This window comes from Thermoanaerobacter sp. CM-CNRG TB177 (assembly GCF_018588165.1).
Classification (GTDB): domain Bacteria; phylum Bacillota; class Thermoanaerobacteria; order Thermoanaerobacterales; family Thermoanaerobacteraceae; genus Thermoanaerobacter; species Thermoanaerobacter thermocopriae.
Genome location: NZ_JAFCAC010000056.1, coordinates 54,402 through 58,430 on the forward strand (window position 1 = coordinate 54,402; position 4,029 = coordinate 58,430).

2 protein-coding genes are annotated in these 4,029 nt (G+C 36.0%); both read right to left on the reverse strand.

The genetic code is table 11. The features are described from left to right. Positions 1–572: 572 nt before the first annotated feature. The gene (locus I4N53_RS06130) at positions 573–989 is read right to left on the reverse strand and encodes a hypothetical protein (protein WP_009052071.1); all 417 of its coding nucleotides are present in this window, start codon (positions 987–989) and stop codon (positions 573–575) included. A gap of 650 nt (positions 990–1,639) precedes the next feature. Beyond that, positions 1,640–3,214, reverse strand: coding sequence for a PHP domain-containing protein (locus tag I4N53_RS06135; protein ID WP_009052070.1), 1,575 nt, complete (start codon positions 3,212–3,214; stop codon positions 1,640–1,642). Between the last annotated feature and the right edge of the window lie 815 nt (positions 3,215–4,029).

A 4,029-nucleotide genomic window follows, 5' to 3' on the forward strand; every position in this document is an offset into this window, starting at 1 on the left:
GATATTTATGAATATTCCTATTGGCACTAAAATAAAGTCTTTAAGGCTTCAAAGGAAGCTTTCTCAACGTGAACTGTGTGGATTACAGTTTTCTAATAGGCAGCATAATAAAAATCCCCATCTTATGGAGGATTTTTATCTTCATACGTGAGGAACCGCCCCCAGCGTCTGGGCATGACATTGCTACATGATCCCATACCCCATAATTACACTTCATATGTTTAGAGCAGTATGGAGATTATCAGTACTATGCCGTAATCCGACTTCCTGCTAACCTTCCGATATCCTTGTATTTTACACTTGTTTATCGTACTCTTTCTGGGAGTTACAAGACCTCCTGAGTTCCCTATGCGTTAATATTGTATAACATGTCAAGGCCTATGACCCCGAGAAAGCATTGCTATTCCGTTGCTGGCTAGGCTTTACCGGGCAGGATTCGCACCTGTTCTAACGCATGAGCTTTTCTAAGCGCACGGAACCGTCCCCCTTGTCCTCTTTGTCTCTCTCTGATGTACGATAATTCACTTTAAACTTTCATTAGACTTTTTAAAAATACCTGTTTTTATAGAAATTTATATTTTTAGCAATTTTGCAACCGCATAGCTTATCAAATAATAAGGCAGTATTACAAGTATAACTCCTCCTAATATAGTGTAAATAATTAGTATAAACCATTCTACAATCGGATAATTCACAAACACTTTACCCAATGCTTGAAAAGACGAATTGCCATATTTAAAAATACATCCTATGAATCCAATAGTCCATATAGATAAATCTAATCCAACAGCATACGGTAAAAGAAGAAGCTTAAGCAGCCATACTAAATTGTCGGCTCTAATTATATCAACTACAGCAATAAAAGGTTTAGAATCCATTAAATAATTTCCCATAGAAAATTGTCCCCTTCTTCCAGCGACTTCGATAAGCCCAAAAGATATTAATCCCCATAGCAAACCTATTAAAAATATTATTTTCTTATACTTCAACCTTCATCTCTCCTTTCTGTAAAAAGATTAGGGCCTTTCAGAGCCTCAAAAGCCTTAAAAATTCATGGGTTCCGCTATATATTTTCAACTGAATTTCGCTGTTTTTGGTCGTCAAATTTTTATATAGAGGATTAGACTTCAAAACAAACCGAAGGAAACTTTTTGAAAATCAAAACTAAGCAATTATCACTTGCAGATATTTGTGATAATGTCAAATCCTTCTTTGAAAACCTCTGCTGATTTCTCAAGGTTCAGCCATACATCACTGCATGGGTTGTCATTTCAGAGTCTTCTTTCCTGACTTTTCCTTGAGACCCCCCTAGGTAAAAACGATAACTTTCCTCCCATATACCCGCCACTTTTAATGCTCGGAGCTCAAGCAGTGTTGGATTTCGTTTTGATGTACAAATTCGTCCACTCCAAGTCAACCTCATATGTGGTTTTTGTTCATCAGCCCGGAATTCTGCTGCCGACTTCCTTCAGATTCCACCTCACGATGGACGCCCTTGCCTTTGGCTAATGGTTCACACTACCAAGCCCATAGTGCACTTTCACCGCATAGTTATCGCCCATAATGAGCGCACACAAGAGAAGAAGGTGGATTAACACCTTCTTCTCTTATATTAAATTATTTTTTTAATAAATTAAGTCTAATTCGACACATAAATTGGTGTTGAATATATATAATCTGGTCCAGAGATATAAAGGTAATAATAGTGTTGCCCGCCATCAAATATAAAGGAACCAGACATATTATAGGTAACACCACTAGAATACGAACCTGTTTGGCTAAAAATCTCAGAGATTTTGTTATCTTTATAAATTTTTATGGTGTAACTTCCAGAATTAACAGGTTTGAATGTCAAATATATATTAATTCTTGAATTAGCAGGAACTCCAGTAAGTGTTTCACCGATATGCTTTGTTGTCCCATTTCTTTCAAAGTAGAAATAGCCAAGCCCTCCATCTCGGCTTGCCACGGTTTTACCTCTGAGCAATGCTGAATCTACCGCGAACTTGCTAGTTGAACCTGAGGTATTAATAAAAGTCACATAACCCTCTGGATTGGGCTCATAGAATTCCGCATGCCAATCGTCTCCAGTGCGAGCAGAAGGGCGATAGATATAATTAAAGGCATCAGGCAAAAGCCTCGTGAGTTCCGAACGCCATCTAACCATTGGGCTTGCCCCATCATCAAATTTGAGCTGCAAATATCCCGACATCAGTTCGATACCCGAGTATCTGACAACAGACCAGTCAGTCCACGGAGGATTCCCTGTAGGATGAGCAATAGCTGCAGAAGATAAGCTTGAATTTCCCCATATATTATCAATGCCTCTTTGAGGACTATAAGTTTTATTTTCTAAACCATTAAGACTTACTATGCCGTAAGCTAAAAGATCCCCTTGTACTTCTCCAGTAGAAGAAACAACGGTCATTTCTGCTCCTGGATATACTGGAATCCCAGATGCACTAGAAGCATTAGCCATTGCCTCACTGTAACTTGACCACCCTCCATGTTGTGGTATAAGATCTGTGTGATCGGTTATATAAACAACTTTATAACCCATCCCCTTGTAGATATTTACTATTTCTTGTGGAGTCTTTTTACCATCAGAAAAGTTTGAGTGAACATGAAGCTGGGCCGGTATCCAGCTGCTATCAGAAGGTATGGATTGGATAAATACCTCGGTTGTAAATGTTTGAACCTCCTGTCCATATTGAATCTCAACTTGTAAGGGATAGATTTCCCCTTTCTCCATAGAAAAAGGTAACTTTGTAGGATTTATTTTAAGTTCAACAATTCCTTCGGCTTTCTCTACAGCTCCTTTCAAAGCCTGATTTAATGACCTGAACTCAGTTAATCCATCTTTATTTAATGTTCCTTTATGGTAGGCCTTACGAAGTTCATTCCAACGCTTTAGCTGGCTCGTGGTTAATCCTTTAAATTTGTTTATCGGAAATTCAGACGGTACAACTGCTAGGGATTCTTTTATATCTACACCATTTACAGATATAGATTTTAAAATTGGCTTAGATTTTAAATCTGAAACCGTAAGCAAAGAAAATCCTAGATTCCAAGAATCTGCATTTGGTTCGTAACGAATTCTATCGGATGTTACAACAATAAAATTCTGTTCTTTATTACTTTCTTGTGCTCCTAAAGTTGTAACCATCCCTAATATTAAGCACAGAATGGTAATTACAACTAAAAATTTTTTCATTTACTATCCTCCTCTCATTACGGTTCAATTTATAAACTTAATAAAGGTTCAGGACTTCAATCCTTTCGGATACAATGTTTTGCAGAAACAATAAATACCTCAACAAAATATGAAGTTCTCATTTTTTCCATCATTGGCTTAACATTCACCTAAGTAACTGGATTACATTTTCTCCTATTGTTCCCTTATACCTATTTTTTCTGCAAATATTTTTACTACTCCTTAAGAAAGCAACCTAATTTATTGATTTATTTTCACAACCCATCCCAGAGATAAAAATCATTACAAATAATTGAAAATACTCTAATACTTTATCCTCTCTGTTGGTTCTCTTTCTTCCGCTACCAAATATTTTTGTACCGTTTTTACATCTTTTATATGGGTACCCTCCTTTACTTATAATTCTCTTCTACTTAATTACTAATCACTTCTTTCTTTTCCATGAACTCTTGGCTCTTTCTCATTTGCGATAAAATATTTGTAGGATGTGTTATTGTGCACAGGACTTATATTTACCTTAAAATAACTAAACACACCTGTAAGTAGCACCACTAAACTCAACAATGCTATAATTTTTCTCAGTTTTTCTCACCCCCATACATTTCCTCTACTTTCATAATAACATTTTTATACTTTCAAGTAAAAGTGATATAATATTAGAAAATATTGATAAGAATCTTTTACAGCCGGTTACATAAATTTACCTCTCTCATCTTTGATTTTTTAAACATTTTCATATATCGCCATTGAAAAAATGATAAACTGTAACTTTAAGTTGCATGACAGAAATTTCAGAAAAAACCTCAAGAATAGTA

Coding starts and splice junctions, on each gene's coding strand:
- I4N53_RS06135 (WP_009052070.1), bottom strand. CDS start 3,214: ATGAAAAAATTTTTAGTTGTAATTACCATTCTGTGCTTAATATTAGGG.